General features: G+C 71.8%; 15 protein-coding genes. 4 read left to right on the top strand and 11 right to left on the bottom strand.

The window, feature by feature from the left end:
• Positions 1-109: 109 nt before the first annotated feature.
• The 6 genes from B351_RS0108585 to lexA form a co-directional block, all read right to left on the bottom strand.
• Positions 110-736 (bottom strand): GIY-YIG nuclease family protein, encoded by a 627-nt coding sequence (locus tag B351_RS0108585; RefSeq protein WP_019398630.1) that lies wholly within the window; start codon positions 734-736, stop codon positions 110-112.
• Positions 733-1,377: an alpha-ketoglutarate-dependent dioxygenase AlkB gene (locus B351_RS0108580; RefSeq protein WP_019398629.1), complete on the bottom strand. Its 645-nt coding sequence runs from the start codon at positions 1,375-1,377 to the stop codon at positions 733-735. The genes B351_RS0108585 and B351_RS0108580 overlap by 4 nt, the downstream gene beginning before the upstream one ends.
• Before the next feature lie 28 nt (positions 1,378-1,405).
• Positions 1,406-4,687: an error-prone DNA polymerase gene (locus B351_RS0108575; RefSeq protein WP_019398628.1), complete on the bottom strand. Its 3,282-nt coding sequence runs from the start codon at positions 4,685-4,687 to the stop codon at positions 1,406-1,408.
• Positions 4,684-6,105, bottom strand: a complete 1,422-nt coding sequence (locus B351_RS0108570) for a DNA polymerase Y family protein (protein ID WP_019398627.1) — start codon at positions 6,103-6,105, stop codon at positions 4,684-4,686. Before B351_RS0108570 ends, B351_RS0108575 begins: the two co-directional genes overlap by 4 nt.
• A gap of 81 nt (positions 6,106-6,186) precedes the next feature.
• Positions 6,187-6,795 (bottom strand): translesion DNA synthesis-associated protein ImuA, encoded by a 609-nt coding sequence (gene imuA, locus B351_RS0108565; RefSeq protein ID WP_019398626.1) that lies wholly within the window; start codon positions 6,793-6,795, stop codon positions 6,187-6,189.
• A gap of 1 nt (position 6,796) precedes the next feature.
• Complete coding sequence (gene lexA / locus B351_RS0108560; RefSeq protein ID WP_037034608.1) at positions 6,797-7,435, bottom strand: transcriptional repressor LexA; 639 nt, start codon at positions 7,433-7,435, stop codon at positions 6,797-6,799.
• A 274-nt stretch (positions 7,436-7,709) separates the two neighbouring features.
• Between lexA and B351_RS17635 the strand changes: the two genes are divergently transcribed.
• On the top strand, positions 7,710-7,868 hold the full coding sequence (locus B351_RS17635) for a hypothetical protein (RefSeq protein ID WP_156810452.1): 159 nt from the start codon (positions 7,710-7,712) through the stop codon (positions 7,866-7,868).
• An 88-nt stretch (positions 7,869-7,956) separates the two neighbouring features.
• Here B351_RS17635 and B351_RS0108550 read toward each other — a convergent pair whose 3' ends face one another.
• Positions 7,957-8,475, bottom strand: a complete 519-nt coding sequence (locus tag B351_RS0108550; protein WP_232207909.1) for a hypothetical protein — start codon at positions 8,473-8,475, stop codon at positions 7,957-7,959.
• Between the two features lie 251 nt (positions 8,476-8,726).
• Here B351_RS0108550 and B351_RS0108545 point away from each other — a divergent pair, with 251 nt between their 5' ends.
• Together B351_RS0108545 and B351_RS18150 are read left to right on the top strand one after the other, a co-directional pair.
• Positions 8,727-9,230, top strand: coding sequence for a ferritin-like domain-containing protein (locus tag B351_RS0108545; RefSeq protein WP_019398622.1), 504 nt, complete (start codon positions 8,727-8,729; stop codon positions 9,228-9,230).
• Positions 9,231-9,337: 107 nt separating this feature from the next.
• Positions 9,338-9,964: a DUF4142 domain-containing protein gene (locus tag B351_RS18150; protein WP_019398621.1), complete on the top strand. Its 627-nt coding sequence runs from the start codon at positions 9,338-9,340 to the stop codon at positions 9,962-9,964.
• Positions 9,965-10,359: 395 nt separating this feature from the next.
• Here B351_RS18150 and B351_RS17630 read toward each other — a convergent pair whose 3' ends face one another.
• Positions 10,360-10,665 carry a hypothetical protein gene (locus tag B351_RS17630; RefSeq protein ID WP_156810451.1) on the bottom strand — a complete coding sequence of 102 codons (306 nt, stop codon included), beginning with the start codon at positions 10,663-10,665 and terminating at the stop codon, positions 10,360-10,362.
• 176 nt (positions 10,666-10,841) lie between these two features.
• Between B351_RS17630 and B351_RS0108530 the strand changes: the two genes are divergently transcribed.
• Positions 10,842-11,723 (top strand): MBL fold metallo-hydrolase, encoded by an 882-nt coding sequence (locus tag B351_RS0108530; protein WP_019398619.1) that lies wholly within the window; start codon positions 10,842-10,844, stop codon positions 11,721-11,723.
• Positions 11,724-11,790: 67 nt separating this feature from the next.
• Here the strand turns inward: B351_RS0108530 and B351_RS0108525 are convergent, their stop codons facing one another.
• The 3 genes from B351_RS0108525 to B351_RS0108515 form a co-directional block, all read right to left on the bottom strand.
• Complete coding sequence (locus B351_RS0108525; RefSeq protein WP_255346140.1) at positions 11,791-13,305, bottom strand: MFS transporter; 1,515 nt, start codon at positions 13,303-13,305, stop codon at positions 11,791-11,793.
• Positions 13,305-13,535 (bottom strand): hypothetical protein, encoded by a 231-nt coding sequence (locus B351_RS0108520; RefSeq protein ID WP_125165415.1) that lies wholly within the window; start codon positions 13,533-13,535, stop codon positions 13,305-13,307. The genes B351_RS0108525 and B351_RS0108520 overlap by 1 nt, the downstream gene beginning before the upstream one ends.
• A 248-nt stretch (positions 13,536-13,783) precedes the next feature.
• Positions 13,784-14,462, bottom strand: a 679-nt coding sequence (locus tag B351_RS0108515) for an MATE family efflux transporter (RefSeq protein WP_019398616.1), incomplete at its 5' end; no start/stop codon positions are given.

Raw genomic sequence — 14,462 nt, 5'->3', positions numbered from 1 at the left:
GGGCCCCCCCCCCCCCCCCCCCGGGGGGGGGGGGGGGGGGGGGGAGGGGTTGGAAAGCGGGCCGGGCTCCTCGCGCCCAGCAGCCTTGCTGCTGGCCACCGCCTGCAAGTCACGACGCTGGCCCGCGATACCAGTCCAGGACCGCCGGCGCCAGCCGCGGTTCCAGTCCGATACCCAGGGCAACGCACGCATCCAGCACGTCGCGCACGTGCTGCTGCGCAGGCGTGGGACCGGCCAGGCCTTCCAGCTCGTCCACCGATAGCTGCACCAAGGTCCACTCGTGCAGTCGGTCCGCGCGTTGTTGCAGCGCCGCCTGTAGCCAGTCGCCCAGTCGATACGTGCGATAGCCACGCGCGCCCAGGGTCGCCACGCGCTCGGCCAGCAGCGCCGACACGCCCCGGAACCACTCGGTATGCCCGCCAGCCGGAATCCGGATCGCCAGTGGCGCCGGCGCGTTGTACCCGCCCAGTCCTGCGCGCAGCTCCAGCTCAAGGTCGCGCGCGTCACGGATGGACTCGGCCTCCACCAGCATCCCGCCTTCCAGGTCGAAGAACCCGAACCAGCGCGGGTGCAGCGCCGCGATCCGCCCCAGCGGATCGGCGGAGAAGCCGATCTTGCAGTGGTCCTCCCAGGCGCAGGGGAACACGTAGGCGAAGCAGCGGCCGTCGATCGCCAGCGCCTGCCCGGTGGGCAACGGGGAGCCGGCAGCCAGCCCGCGGACGCCGGGCGGGCTCACGCCGCCCGCTCCCCTGGACCAGGCACGGATGGGGACGCTCCCACGCCTGCCTGCAAGGAATCCTGTGTCCGCGCCGCCTGCGGGCGCGCGCGGAACACCACGCTCATGCGTGGTGCGACCGGGAGCGCGGTCTTGGGTATGCCGTGTTCGTGGGTGAGCTGACTGGCATGGCTCATGACCAGCAGGCTGCCCGGCTCCAGGTCGATGCCCAGCGCGCGGCCACCGGCCTTGGCACGGATGTTCATGCGCCGGGCGCTGCCGAGCGAGACCAGCGCCAGCGGTTGTCCCGGCACCAGCTGGTGCAGCTTGTCGTTGTGCATGGCCACGCTGTCGTTGCCGTCGCGGTAGAAGTTCAGGCCCGCGCTGTTGTAGGCACCCGGCGCCACCGCCTGCACGCGTTCCAGCATCGCCGCCAGCGGCAGGCCCTCGGGCACCTCGTGCAGGCCGTACCAGGCCATCAACCGCGGCACGTCGACCACGCGGTCGTACATCGGCCTGCGCGCGGACTGCCAGCGGCAGCCATCGCGCAGCGCCTCGAACCATTCCCGGGCCAGCGCAGGAGGCAGGAACTCCGCCCAGTAGCGGATACCGCCCTCGGCATCCTCCACCAGGGTCTGCGGTCCGTTGTCGAACAGGTCCATGTCGCCCTCCTGCGCAATGCGCGGTTGATCAGTGGAAATCGCGGGATTCGACCTGCATCCCGCCCAGCAGGTGGCTCAGGTCCTCCAGGTGGGCGGCGATCAGGTGCTCCACGCCGTCCACCCGTTCCCAGCGTCCGCGCACGGCCATCAGCCGCGACTGCAGCAGCGGCTTGCGCTGGCGCACGGCCAGGTCCGGCCACACGATCACGTTGACCATGCCGTGCTCGTCCTCGAGGGTGACGAAGATCGTGCCCTTGGCCGTGGCCGGCCGCTGCCGCTGGGTGACCAGGCCGGCCACGTGCACGCCGCTGCCATGGCGGCGCTGCCGCAGCTCGCGCACGCCCAGGATCCGCCGCTGCACCATCTGCGCGCGCAGCAGCGCCATCGGATGCGCGCGCAGGCTCAGGCCGGTGCTGCGGTAATCGGCCAGCAGCTCCTCGCCCAGGCGCGGCGCCGGCAGTTCGATGCGGGTTTCATCCGGGCTGGTATCCAGCAGCGGCCGTTTCGGCTCGATCCCGGCCACCGCCCAGCGCGCGGCATTGCGGTGGCCGGCCAGGCCATCGAGCGCGCCCGCTTCGGCCAGGGCCTGGCGCGCCCTCGCATCCAGTCCCGCACGCCGGCACAGGTCGGCCACGTCGCTGAAGGGACGCCAGCGCCGCGCATCGACGATCGCCTGCGCCGCGCTTTCCGACAGGCCCGCCACCAGCCGCAGGCCCAGCCGGATCGCCGGCTGCCTGCCCTCGCCCAGCGGCTCCAGGGTCGAATCCCAGCTGCTGCAGGCCACGTCCACCGGCCGCACCTCCACCCCCTCGCGTCCACCGCGGCCGCGCCGCGCGTCCTGCACGATCTGGCTGGGCGAGTAGAAGCCCATCGGCTGCGAGTTGAGCAGGGCGCAGGCGAAGGCCGCCGGCTCGTGGCGCTTGAGCCAGGCGCTGACATAGACCAGCTTGGCGAACGAGGCCGCATGGCTCTGCGGGAAGCCGTAGGAACCGAAGCCCTTGATCTGCTCGAACAGCTGGTCGATGAACCCGCTGCCGTAACCCTTGCCTTCCATCAGCCGGCGGATCTTCAGGCGGTGCGGCTCCATGTCGCCGCCCCGCCCCCAGGCCGCCATCGAGCGGCGTAGGTGGTCGGCCTCCTCCGGCGTGTAGCCGGCATGGATCACCAGCTCCATCACCTGCTCCTGGAACAGCGGGATGCCCAGGGTGTTGCCGAGGATCTGCTTTACCCCCTCGGAGGGATAGCTAACCGGCTCCTTGCCCATGCGCCGGCGCAGGTAGGGATGGACCATGCCGCCCTGGATCGGCCCGGGGCGCACGATCGCCACCTGCACCACCAGGTCGTAGAACGTCTTCGGCCGCAGCCGCGGCAGCATCGCCATCTGCGCGCGCGATTCGACCTGGAACACGCCCACGCTGTCGGCGGCCTGCAGCATTTCGTAGGTGGCCGGGTCCTCGCGCGGCAGGGTGGCCATGTCCAGGCGCACGCCGCGGTACCACTCCACCAGGTCGAAGGCCTTGCGGATGCAGGTGAGCATGCCCAGCGCCAGGCAGTCGACCTTGAGCATGCCCATCGTCTCCAGGTCATCCTTGTCCCACTGGATGATGGTGCGGTCGGCCATGGCCGCGTTCTCCACCGGCACCACGGTCGACAGCGGCGCGTCGGAGATCACGAAACCGCCCACGTGCTGGGACAGGTGGCGCGGCATGCCTTCCAGCATCGCCGCCAGCGCCAGCACCTTGTTGATGAGCGGGTTGTCCGGATCGAACCCGGCCTCGGACAGGCGCTGGCGCATCGGCGCGGCACCATTGCCCCAGCCGAAGCATTCGGCCAGCAGGCCGATCTGGTCCGGGGGCAGGCCGAAGGCCTTGGCCACGTCGCGCACCGCGCTCTTGCCGCGGTAGCGGATCACCGTGGCCGCCAGCGCCGCGCGCCGCCGCCCGTACTTGCCATACACGTACTGCAGCACTTCCTCGCGGCGCTCGTGCTCGAAGTCCACGTCGATGTCCGGCGGCTCGTCGCGTGCCTTGGACAGGAAGCGCGAGACCAGCAGGCGGGTCTGCGCCGGATCCACCGCGGTGATGCCCAGGGCAAAGCACACCGCCGAGTTGGCCGAGGAGCCGCGGCCCTGGCAGAGGATGCCCTTGCCGCGGGCGTAACGGACGATGTCCTCCACGGTGAGGAAGAACGCCTCGTACTTGAGCTCGGCGATCAGCGCCAGTTCCTCCTCGATCTGCGCGGCCACCTTCGGCGGCACGCCCTCCGGCCAGCGCCGGCGCATGCCCTCTTCCGTGAGCTGGCGCAGCCAGCTGGTCGGGGTATGCCCCTGCGGCACCAGTTCCTTCGGATAGACGTAGCCGGCTTCCTTGAGGTCGAAGTGGCAGCGCCGCGCCAGTTCCACCGAAGCCTGCAGCAGCGGCGCCGGATAGATCGCCGCCAGCGCGCGGCGCGTGCGCAGGTGGCGCTCGCCGTTGCGGAACAGCCGGTCGGCGCATTCGGCCAGGGTCAGGTTGTGGCGGATCGCGGTGAGCGTGTCCTGCAGCACCCGGCGCCGGCGCACGTCCATGTGCACGTCGCCCGCCGCCACCGCCGTCATCTGCAGCCGTGCCGCCAGTTCCTGCAGCCGGGCCAGGCGCGCGGCATCGTCCTGCTCGCGGTGCAGCTCCACCGCCAGGTACGCGCGCTCGCCAAACAGCAGGCGCAGCCAGCGCCCCTGCGCCGGATCGGGTTCGGCGCCCGGCAACCACAGCGCGAACAGGCCGCAGCCCTCGCCTGCCACCTCCCCAGCTTCCACGCCCGGCGGCGGCATGCGCACCACCCGCTCCACGTCGGCGCGCGAGAGCCGGTAGCTGCCCTTGGCCGAATTGCGCCGACCGGTGGTGATCAACTCGCACAGGCGCGTATAGCCGGCGCGCGACTGCACCAGCAGCACGCAGCGCAGGCCGCAGTCCAGCGCGAACTCGCTGCCCACGATGAGCTTCACCCCGGTGGCGCGCGCTGCCTCCCAGGCACGGACGATGCCGGCCAGCGAGCATTCGTCGGTGATCGCCAGCGCCTCGTAGCCGCACTGCGCCGCGCGCGCGAACAGGTCCTCGGCACTGGAGGCGCCGCGCAGGAACGAGAACTCGGACAGGCAGTGCAGCTCGGCATAGGCCGGCAGGCCGTCGTCGGCGACCGGCGCGTCGTCGTTGGCCGCCTCCAGCGCGCCGGCCTCGCGCCGGGCCAGGCGCCAGGCGACCTGGCGGAAGCGCGGCACGCGGGCACCAGGGCTTTCCCGGTCCACGCCGTCGATGGCGTCGTCCCAGCTCATGCGAACCACCCGTGCAGCATCCAGCCGCCCTCGCGCGCGCCGGCGGCACGGAACGCCCAGGCACGCTGGCCGCGCCCGGTGCGCACCACGTAGTAGTCGCGGCGCACGTCGCCCCCGTCCCACCAGCCGCTTTCCAGCCGCTCCGGGCCGGACAGCACCTGCAGGCGCGGATCGTGCAGCGGCACCGGTTCGGGCAGCAGCCAGGTGGGCCGTGGCGGGCGCGGCGGCGCGGCAGGCACCTTCGCCTCGTCGCCGGTCACCCGGCACCAGGCGCGCTCGGGACGCGGATCGCCCTGCGGCGCCACCCGGTACACCGACTCGTCGCCCAGGCGCGCACGCAGGCGCTCGCGCAGCTGCGGCCAGTCCAGCGCCTGCTGCGCGCGTTGCGCGAACAGGTCCTGCATCGCCGGCACGAACGGCGGCAGGTGCCGCGCCAGCAGGCGCATGCCCACCACCGGGCGCTCGATCTCCACCCGCTCCAGGCGCCCGCGCGCCAGCTCGAACAGCATCGATGCGTTGCGCTCCGGCGCGAGCAGGCCGACTTCGACATCGGTATGGCCCTGCTCGTGTTCCAGCCGCAGCACGAAACGCTGCACGCCGCCGTCGCGGATCGACAGGTAGGTGCACAGGTCGCCGACCAGGCGCCGCAGCGGGAACAGCAGCGCGGTATGGGTCTCGACCTCGTAGCCCAGCTCGACGCGTTCGTCGAAATGCTCCGGCGGCTGGTAGCACTCCAGCGGATCGTCGGCTTCGCCATAGAGCTTCTGCAGGTGTTCCAGCAGCGCCTGGCCGAAGCGGCGGCGCAGCGCATCCGATGGCAGCGCGCGCAGCTGGCCCAGGGTGCGGATGCCCATGCGCTGCAGCCGCGTGCCGGCGTCACCGGGCAGCACCGCGCGTCGCACCGGGACACGGTCGAGCAATGCCGGCAAGGCCGCTGCCTCCATCACCGCCATGCCATCGCGCAGGCCCGCCAGCACCCGCGCCGCGCGCGGGGTCGGGGCCAGGGCGATGCGATGGCGGAAGCCCAGCTGTTCCAGTTCGCCACGCAGGCGCCGCTCGAACCGCGGCCAGGGTCCGAACAGGCGGAAGCTGGCGCGCGCCTCCAGCACGATGGCCGAGTTCCACTGGGCGCTGACCAGCGAGCTGTGGCGGTAGGCCCAGGCGGCGAGGAAGCGGTGCACGCGCGCCTCGGCCGCGGGGTCGTAATCGACCATCGCGAACTGCGGCAGCAGCGCGTGCGCGGCGGCCAGGCGCATGCCCGGCACCAGCCCCGCTGCCGCCGCGGCGGCGTTGACCGCATGCAGGCTGCGCAGCTGCGCCGGACCGCCGACCAGGGCCAGCGGCGCCTCCGGTTCGGGATGGCGGCGCAGCACCGCGTCCAGCGCCAGCTGCGGCAGCAGGATGCAGGCCCAGAGCATCAGCCGCCCTCCCCGTGCCGGCACCCGGGGACGGGAAGGCCGGCCGGATTCCACGGCAGTTGGACGACATGCAAGGACATGTCAGTGCGCTAGCTGCACCAGCCCCGAGGGCGGCTGCCCGCCCCGGCACTTGAGTACCCGCCAGCCGCCATCCTCCAGCAGCAGCCGCAGCGCCGCGGGCGAGGCATTGGCGGCATGGCGGCGGTCGCGCAGGACGAAGCCGCAGCAGTCACCACTGTCGGCAGCCACCTGCAACCGGCGCAGGGCACGGTCGTCGCCACCCGGCGGCCAGCCCAGTACCGCTGCGCAGGCGCCGCTGCGCAGGCACTGCTCCTGCGCCCACAGCGCATCACGCGGGGAGGCATCGACCACGTGCAGCCCGGCCAGGTCCACGCCGGCGGCCTGCCAGGCCGGGGCATAGGGAATGAACGGTGGCGCGACCAGCACAACGGTGCCGCCGGCGGCAGTCATGCGCGCGATGGTCGGCAGCAGCAGCGCCAGTTCGCCCACGCCGTTGGCCGGCAGCAGCAGCTCGGTCAGCGCGCGCCGCGGCCAGCCGCCATGCGGCAGGCGCGCGTCCAGCGCCGCGTGCCCGCTCGGCTCGCCGTCGGCCGGAAGCCGGGCGCTGCGCCCGGCATGCCACAGCGTGCGCGCGGCCAGCAGGCTGTCGATGGCAACGACCTGGGCCATCTCAACCCCTTCGCACCAGGCCGCAGTACACGCCTTCGATGGCGAAGTCCTGGCCCGGATGCACCTCGATCGGGGCATGGGCCGGATTGCGCGGCAGCAGGCGGATCCGGTCCGCCCCGCGCTGCAGGCGCTTGATGGTCAGCTCGCCATCCACCCGTGCCACCACGGTCTGGCCGTCGCGGGCCTCGGGGGTGCGGTGCACGCCGACCAGGTCACCGTCGAGGATCCCGTCTTCGATCATCGAATCGCCCTGCACCCGCAGCAGGTAGTCCGGCCGCGGCGAGAACAGGCGCCGGTCCAGCCACAGCGCCTCCCCGCCCTCGCCCACCGGGCCCAGCCGGGCCACGCCCTCGGCGCTGATCGGCAGGCCGGCCGCCACCCGGCCCAGCACCGGCAGCGGCAGCAGGTCCGCCCCGCCGCCGGGCAGCCGCAGCCCGCGCTTGCGGCCCGGTACCTGCTCCAGCAGGCCATCGGCGACCAGCGCCTGGACATGCTTCTGCGCGGCATTGCGCGAGGAAAAGCCGAACTCATCGGCGATCTCCGCCAGGCTGGGCGCCCGCCCCGCGGCCAGTTCGCGACGCAGGAAGTCCAGCACGGCGGCGCGCTGGGGTGGCAGGGAGGGAAAGTCGTTCTGGCTCATGGTGTACATTTGTACACCTTCCGCGTCTCAGGGGGTGAGAGCCGCCAAGAGGCCCGGAACTTTTGTGCAGCGCAGCACAATTTACGCATTTGTCATGTCCAACCCCCTGTTTTTCCACACGATCTGAACATTTGAGCAGGCAGATTCGGACGCGTGTCCACTCGCCGGACACCGCCCGCCGGCAAGGACGCTAGCGGGCGCTCCCGGCGATGTCCGGACCTTCCCCCGACGCGACACGGCAGGAGCGGCGTGCCGCAAGGCCGCCGGAAAGGAGATGTCCCAGATGCTTGCTTCGGAACACGCTGACGCACTCGACCTGGACCGGCTCGAACGCCATCTGCCGGAACTGCTGCAGCAGTACGTACCCGACCCCTCGCCGCTGCCGGCACTCCCCCGCCGCGATGGCGAGCCGGCCCACCTCCCCCTCGGCTAGCCCAGCGCGCTTTCCACGAAGCCGGCCCTGTGCCAGCTTTTTTCTTGCCCGCTCGCGGCCGGCAGGCCCCGCCCGCCGGCCGCCGTGGTCAGGGCCGGGCCAGCTGCCAGTGGCCCCATTCGTCGACCACGCCATCGCCGGCCGAGCGCTGCGCACCCTGGTCGCCGGCATAGCGGTACAGCGGCTGGCCGCGCCAGGTGACCTGAACCCCGTCGGCCCGCTGCAGGCTGCCCACCGTGGTGCCGGCCCCGGCGCCGTCGGTCGCCTGCAGCTGGCCCTGGCCGAGCACCGGCGGCCACACGCCCTCGCAGGCCTGGTCGCACTTGGTGCCGTCGACGTTGCCTTCCAGGTAGTACAGCGAGGCACCGCTGGCATCGACCAGGTGCGGCGCCGGCTCCTGTTCGATCGCCAGCTGCACCACCCGGCCGCTGCCCTCCGGCGAGGGCGAAGCGTCCGGCGCCGGATCGCGCTCGAGCGCCGCGCCGGCGCCGCGTTCGCCGGTGGTGTTGGCACCGTTCTCCTCCGGTGCCGCGGCCTGGTAGCCGCAGGCCGCCAGCGAGATCGCGGCCAGCAGGCCGATGGCCCACGGCCCTGGGGAAACAGGCATGCGCATGTGGATCCTCCTCGTTGGGCGACGCGGCCGATGCCGCATGTCCCATGGAACCGCGGCGCCGCGCATGGCGCGATGAAGGAGGCGTGCAAGCGCGATGAAACGCACGCCACGCCTGCTGAACATCGATTTCACCGGCATTGGACCTGCAGCCAATGCCCACCCGTCCACCATGGTCCACGTTGCGCGTGGCCGGCGTGCACCCATTCCACCCATCCCATCCGGCCGCAGACGAAGGAGCATCCGTCATGGCGGTGAAGAACATCGAAGAGCTTTTCATCCACGAGCTGTCGGACATCTACAGCGCCGAGAAGCAGCTGACCAAGGCCCTGCCGCGCCTGGCGCGCGCCGCCGACAACCCGGAACTGGCCGAAGGCTTCCGCCTGCACCTGGAGGAAACCCAGGGCCAGATCGAGCGCATCGACCAGATCGTCGAACTGCTGGACATCCGCCTCAAGCGCATCAAGTGCGCGGCGATGGAAGGCCTGGTCGAGGAAGGCAAGGAAGTCATCGATTCGATCGAGGCCGGCCCGCTGCGCGACGCAGCCCTGATCGGCGGCGCGCAGAAGGTCGAGCACTACGAGATCGCCGCCTACGGCACCCTTGCCGCGCTGGCCAAGCAGCTCGGCTACAAGGAAGCCCTGCCGCTGATCCTCGAGACCCTCGAGGAAGAAAAGGCCACCGACGAGAAGCTGACCCTGCTGGCCGAGCAGGGCGGCAACCAGGCCGCGGCGCAGCAGCGCGCCGCCTGACCGTCCCCGGCCACGGCGCCTGCGATGCTCCTTTCGCCGTGGTCAGCCGGACGCCGGCCACTCTCCCGGCCGGCGTCCGGCCCCTCCTCCCCCGCAACGGAGACCGCATGAACATCAAACGCATCGCCACCCCCGCCCTGCTCGCGCTCGCCATCGCCGGCCTCGCCGCCTGCGGCGACCGCAACCGCGACGGTGAGATGGACGCGGGCGTGCCGGACACCTCGGCCGCCGATCCCGCGGCGCAGCCGCCGGGCGCGACCGTCGACCCGGCCATGGGCGACGACCAGGCCACCAGCCCCGCCGAGGCCAGCGCGCTGGGGGTGCTCAACGCCATCAACGAGCACGAGATCGCCGCCGGCGAACAGGCCCTGGCCAAGGGCGTGACCGGGGCCACCGCCGACTATGCGCGGCTGATGATCGACCAGCACACCGAGAACCGCACCCAGACCAGCGCCCTGGGCCCGGACGAGCAGTCGCAGGATGCCCAGGCCCAGCGCCAGAAGGGCGAACAGGAACGCGACACGCTCGACGACCTCGACGGCGAGGCTTACCGCAAGGCCTACGTCGACGCGATGGTGAAGGGCCACACCGAAGCGCTGGAGGCCCTGGACCAGAAGCTGATCCCGGCCGCCGAGCGCGAGAAGGTGCGCCAGCACCTGAGCCTTACCCGCGACCACGTGGCCCAGCACCTGGAGCAGGCCCGCGCCCTTCAATCGGGCACGGCAGGCCAGTAAGAAGCACCCCGCCGTTTCGCAAACCACGCCGCGGCGCCTGGCGCCGCGGCTTTTTTTGCGTGGTCGGACCAGGCTGATGGCCGCTTCCGGGTCCGTCGACACCCCCGTCGACACCCCAGCGCCCGTGGCCCTCCCGCCCCAAGCGCGCGACAAGCAACACCGCCGGTGCGTGGTCGGCCGGAAATCCCCGAACCACCCGCGCACGCACCGGCAACGCTGTCCGGTTCATCCCCCTGCACGCGGATACACCAGCCACATTCCAACGCATAAGCCGATAACGCACGGCAATAACGCGCAACTCCGCGCCAGTGCGCGCAACCTGCTGTTTTGCAAGCTTCCGGCGCGATCGATCGGGGATTTCGTAAAGCAGCGTTCACCGCGCACTGGGCGCCTTGCTAACGCATGCATGCGGACACTGTCGTCGGACCGTGGCACTCCGCCATGGCCTCGAAGAAGGAAGCGCAAAAATGGCCAACCAGCAGAACCAGAACCAGCAGGACCAGCAGCGCCGCCAGGACCAGCAGGGCCAGCAACAGCAGCAGGACCAGCAGGAGCGCCAGAACCAGCAGCAGCAGGACGACCAGCAGCGGGGTCGGCAGAACCAGCAGCAACAGCAGCACGACCAGCAGGGTCGCCAGAACCAGCAGGACCAGCAGCACCGCGGCCAGCAGCGCTGATCCCGGCCGGCTCTCCAGTGCCAAGGGCCCCCCCAGCGGGGCCCTTTCCTTTTGCGCGGGTGGCAACCACCCGCGCGTGATCCCGATCACGCCAGGCCACGAGCAAATGCAGTTGGTGCAGCCATCTCCCCGGCGCGGATCGCAACGGCCACCACGTCGGCGTTGCACGCTTCCAGCCTGCAACGCCAAGCGGAGTCGCCATGAAGGTCCACCACCTCAATTGCATCTCCACCTGTCCGCTGGGCGGACACCTGATGGACGGCCGCACCCGCGGCGTGTTCACCCGCGCTTCCCTGGCCTGCCATTGCCTGCTGGTGGAAGCCGGCAACCGCCTGGTCCTGGTGGACACTGGGCTGGGCCTGCGCGACGTAGCGCATCCCCGCGACCGCCTCAGCGCGTTCTTCCTGGGCCTGCTCGCCCCCGACCTGCGCGCGGAAATGACCGCGGCACGCCAGCTCCAGGCGCTCGGCTACGCCCCCGCGGACGTCACCGACATCGTGCTTACCCACCTGGACTTCGACCATGCCGGCGGCCTGGACGACTTCCCCAACGCCACCGTGCACCTGCGCGCGATCGAGGAGGAAGCCGCCGCGCGCCAGCGCACCTGGCTGGACCGGCAGCGCTTCCGCCCGCAGCAGTGGGGCTCGCGCGGGCGCTGGCTCGCCTATGACGATGCGCGCACCGAGGCGTGGATGGGACTGGAGGCCGTGTCCGCGCTGCGCGGCCTGCCACCGGAGATCCTGATGGTGCACCTGCCCGGCCATACCCACGGCCATGCGGGCGTGGCCATCCGCGGCGACCACGACTGGCTGCTGCTGGCCGGCGACGCCTACTTCGACGCCCGCGAGATGCACGCCGAGCCCCGCTGCACGCCGGGCCTGCGCTTCTACCAGTGGATGATGGAGAAGGACCGGCGGGCACGCCTGCACAGCCGCGAACGCCTGCGCGAACTGGCGCTGCGCGAGCCGCAGCTCACCCTGTTCTGCTCGCACGACCCGATCCAGTTCGAGGCGCTGGCCGGCCGCCGCCTGGGCGATCCGCTGGTCGGCGCCGGTACCGGCCCGGTCGAGGCGGCAGGCTGATGCATGTCCCCGGGCAGGCCTGGAGCCGCGGCCGGGCACGGCGCGCACGTGGCCTTGCGTGGATGGACTAGGCCTGCGGCCGCGCCTCTACCTTCGGCTCGGTAACCTCGTGGCCGGCCTCGGCGCGGCCCGCCATTTCGGCGCCCGCATCGGGTGCCAGCTTGCGCATCTCGAACACCGAGATCGCCGAGATCACGCCCACGGTGAGGAAGGCGAACAGGAAGGCCAGCGGATCGCCATCGCCGCCGCCGGTGGCCCGTCCGGCCACGCTCAGCGCATAGCCGCCGATGGTCACGCCCAGCGCCAACGACACCTGCTGCGCCACCGCGGCCAGGCTGCTGGCCTGGCTCATGCGCTCCTGGCCGATCTCGGCATAGGCGATGGCATTGATGCTGGTGAACTGCAGCGAGCGGAAGCAGCCACTGGCCAGCAGCACCGAGACCATCAGCCAGTACGGCGTATCGGCGCGGAACAGGCCGAAGCCGGCCAGCAGCGCCGAGGCCAGCAGGCCGTTCCACACCAGCACCGGGCGGAATCCGAACTGGTGCAGGATGCGCGGCGCCACCACCTTCATGAACATCGCCCCGGCGGTGGAAGTGAAGGTGATCAGGCCCGACTGCAGCGGATCCAGGCCGAAGCCCAGCTGCAGCATCAGCGGCAGCAGGAACGGCGTGGCGCCGATGCCGATGCGGAACAGCGAGCCGCCCAGCACGCCGGCGCGGTAGGTCGGATAGCGCAGCAGGTCCAGGCACAGCAGCGGATGCGGGTGGGTGCGCGCATGCCGCACGTAGGCGAACACCAGGGCGAAGCCGACCAGCACCACCAGCGCGATCGCCGCCCCCGGCACCAGCCCGCGGCCGATCGCCGACAGCCCGAACATCGCCAGCCCCAGCCCGCCGGCCGACAGCAGGAAGCCACGCCAGTCCATCGGCCCGACCGGCTGCCGCAGCTCCGGCACGAAGCGCCAGGCCAGCCACATCCCCAGCAATCCCATCGGGATGTTGATCAGGAAGATGAAACGCCAGTGCGCGTAGGTGGTGATCGCGCCACCCAGCACCGGACCCAGGATCGGTCCGAGCATCGCCGGCACCGTCAGCCAGCTCAGCGCGCGCACCAGCTCGGCCTTCTCGATGCTGCGCAGCAGGACCAGGCGCCCGACCGGCACCATCATCGCCCCGCCCACGCCCTGCACGAAGCGCCCGGCCACCAGCGTGCCCAGGCCATCGCTGGCCGCGCAGCACACCGAGCCGAGCAGGAACATCGCGATCGCGCCGACGAAGATGCGGCGCGCGCCGAAGCGGTCGGCGACCCAGCCGCTGACCGGGATGAACACGGCCAGCGCCAGCATGTAGGTGGTCAGGGCCAGCTTCAGCGCCACCGGCTCGGTGCCCACGTCGGCCGCGATCTGCGGCAGCGAAGTGGAGATCGCCGTCGAATCCATGTTCTCGATGAACAGGGCGGTGGCGACGATAAGCGGTAGGCGGCGCTGCGGACTCACGGGCCTGCGGGATCGGAGCGGCCCGTCATTGTGGCCGGCGCCACGTGAATGGCACGCGGCCGGCCCTGCGGGGAGGGGCTTGATCAGCCGCCGGCCAGTCCTCCACCGGCGCGGCCCGGCAGCGCGCCGTCGTCCTCCGCGTCCGGGTCCTCCAGGTCGCCGACCTCGCGGTCGATGCCTGCCTGCGGATCGCTGGCCGGGGCCTCCGGCAGCGACTCGCCCTGCCCCGCGTCGGGCGGCGTGGTGCGGTTGGACTCCGGTCCGCCCTGTTCCTGCGGATCCTTTGCCGGATCCTTGTCGCGATGTGCGTTCATGGCGTTCTCCTGCATGGCCCCCGACCCTCCCCCGCCACGCGTGAGCAACACGCACTCGTCCCTGCGTACACCGCCCCGCCGTGCCGGCCTTGAGCCGGACCCAGGATTTTGCTCTCCCGCTATGCAGGCCCCTTGGAAAGTCGCTCGGACCCGGCTTCCGCCGCGACCACGTTGCGCGGCGCGGGCAAGCAGGCGCACCCGGACAAAGGGGGGCGATACCGGGACCACACCCGGCCCCCAACGCCCCCTCACTCCAGCCCCGCCACCATCCGCCGGTAGTACGGCAGCAGCGCCAGCGCCCGCGCCACCACGAACACCACGAACGCCGCCCACAACCCGTGGTTGCCCCATGCTGCCGTCAGCGGCCACTGCACCAGCAGGAACACCGCCAGCGATGCCAGCCCGGCATTGCGCATCTGCCGGGTGCGGGTGGCGCCAATGAAGATGCCGTCCAGCTGGAACGCGGCCACCGACAGCAACACGTACAGCGCCACCCACGGCAGGTGCGCCAGGGCCACCGCGGCCACGTCCGCGAGCGTGGTCAGCAGCCCGACCACGCTCGCGCCGCCCAGCCACAACAGCACCGCCAGCGCCACCGCGGTCCCGGCCGCCAGTTCGCTGCTCAGCCGCACTGCGCGACGGAACCGCCCCTGGTCGCGCGCGCCCACCGCGTGCCCCACCTGGGCCTCGGCCACGTAGGCAAAGCCATCGAGGAAGAACGCGCTGAAGGAGACCAGCTGCAGCAGCAAGTGGTTGGCGGCCAGGGTCGCGTCGCCCAGCGCTGCACCCTGGCGCGCGAACCAGCCGAAGCCGCCGAGCAGGCACAGCGTGCGCAGCATGATGTCGCCGTTGGCGGCCAGGGTGCGGCGCAGGCGCGCGCGGTCGCCAATCCGCGCCCACGGCAGGAACGGTTCGCCGTCGTGGTGG

The sequence above is a fragment of the Pseudoxanthomonas sp. GW2 genome, assembly GCF_000283075.1.
In the GTDB taxonomy this organism is placed as follows: domain Bacteria; phylum Pseudomonadota; class Gammaproteobacteria; order Xanthomonadales; family Xanthomonadaceae; genus Pseudoxanthomonas.
Note: the sequence above shows the minus strand (reverse complement) of the source record. Positions and strands in the feature narration are given on the sequence as shown.

What these genes read in the sequence shown, in the direction of transcription:
- B351_RS0108580 (WP_019398629.1), bottom strand. Translation starts at nt 1,377, where the DNA reads ATGGACCTGTTCGACAACGGACCGCAGACCCTGGTGGAGGATGCCGAG.
- B351_RS17635 (WP_156810452.1), top strand. Translation starts at nt 7,710, where the DNA reads ATGTCCCAGATGCTTGCTTCGGAACACGCTGACGCACTCGACCTGGAC.
- B351_RS0108545 (WP_019398622.1), top strand. Translation starts at nt 8,727, where the DNA reads ATGGCGGTGAAGAACATCGAAGAGCTTTTCATCCACGAGCTGTCGGAC.
- B351_RS0108530 (WP_019398619.1), top strand. Translation starts at nt 10,842, where the DNA reads ATGAAGGTCCACCACCTCAATTGCATCTCCACCTGTCCGCTGGGCGGA.
- imuA (WP_019398626.1), bottom strand. Translation starts at nt 6,795, where the DNA reads ATGGCCCAGGTCGTTGCCATCGACAGCCTGCTGGCCGCGCGCACGCTG.
- B351_RS18150 (WP_019398621.1), top strand. Translation starts at nt 9,338, where the DNA reads ATGAACATCAAACGCATCGCCACCCCCGCCCTGCTCGCGCTCGCCATC.
- B351_RS0108520 (WP_125165415.1), bottom strand. Translation starts at nt 13,535, where the DNA reads ATGAACGCACATCGCGACAAGGATCCGGCAAAGGATCCGCAGGAACAG.
- lexA (WP_037034608.1), bottom strand. Translation starts at nt 7,435, where the DNA reads ATGAGCCAGAACGACTTTCCCTCCCTGCCACCCCAGCGCGCCGCCGTG.
- B351_RS0108575 (WP_019398628.1), bottom strand. Translation starts at nt 4,687, where the DNA reads ATGAGCTGGGACGACGCCATCGACGGCGTGGACCGGGAAAGCCCTGGT.
- B351_RS0108570 (WP_019398627.1), bottom strand. Translation starts at nt 6,105, where the DNA reads ATGCTCTGGGCCTGCATCCTGCTGCCGCAGCTGGCGCTGGACGCGGTG.
- B351_RS0108550 (WP_232207909.1), bottom strand. Translation starts at nt 8,475, where the DNA reads ATGCCTGTTTCCCCAGGGCCGTGGGCCATCGGCCTGCTGGCCGCGATC.